This window comes from Verminephrobacter aporrectodeae subsp. tuberculatae At4 (assembly GCF_000193225.1).
In the GTDB taxonomy this organism is placed as follows: domain Bacteria; phylum Pseudomonadota; class Gammaproteobacteria; order Burkholderiales; family Burkholderiaceae_C; genus Acidovorax; species Acidovorax aporrectodeae.
In genome coordinates, this window is the sequence record NZ_AFAL01001004.1 from 1 (window position 1) to 807 (window position 807).

Below are 807 nucleotides of genomic sequence, written 5' to 3' on the forward strand. Positions count from 1 at the left end.
CTCGCGGCGGCCAGCCACCAGGCCTCGCGCTGCGCGCCGCGCAACGGGGCCAAGAGGGCCCGGGAGCTGCTCACCCGCGCCACGATCCACTGCGGCAGCGGCATTCCCGCCATGCTCACGACATGCTCGGGCTGCATATGCGTCACGCCCCGCCCCGCAATCGGCTGCGCCCGTTCCAGCCAGTGCAGGTAGACCGGCGCCAGCCCGGCCTCGTCGCGCACCTGGCCCAGGACGCGCGCGGGGTCCGAATGCGCGAGGATGGTTCCGTCGCGCGTAAAAACCACGAGCTGCGAGTCGTCGTGCGCGGGCAAGGTCATCGAAGGAGGCAGCAGGCTCTGCGACTGCAAGCGCAGCGCCCCGGCGACCACGCCCAGCACCGTGCCGTCTTCGTGGTGCAGCGGCATGGTGAACATGACCCGCGCCTCGCCGCCACCATGCCCCGCGATGAGCTCCGACACCAGCGGCTTGCCGCCGGCGAGCGTGCGGCCCAGCGCGTCGCGCTCGGCGGGGTCCAGGTCGGCGCTCTTCTGCGCGCGCCCGGCGCGCAGGTTCAGGCGCAATTCGCCATTCGCGCGCAGCACCTGCAAGGTATCGAAGAACTGCACGGCGGGCAGACCCTGCTGCTGCAACCACTCGGGCGCAGCGGGCGACTCCAGCATGCCCGGCGTGATTCCCGCAGCCACGCTGCGCAGCAGCTTCTGGCTCTGCTCGATCTTGCTCGCCAGCAGGCGCGCCACGACCTCGACCTCGTCGGTCTGGCGACCCACCACCCGGCGCACGGCCTCCTGCCCCGAGGCCCGCGTGACC

Annotated in this window: 1 protein-coding gene; it reads right to left on the reverse strand. The window is 72.5% G+C overall.

Annotated features, from left to right (window positions below; all coding sequences use genetic code 11):
• On the reverse strand, positions 1-807 hold an 807-nt coding region (locus VTU_RS0124500), incomplete at both ends, for a cache domain-containing protein (RefSeq protein WP_010110412.1).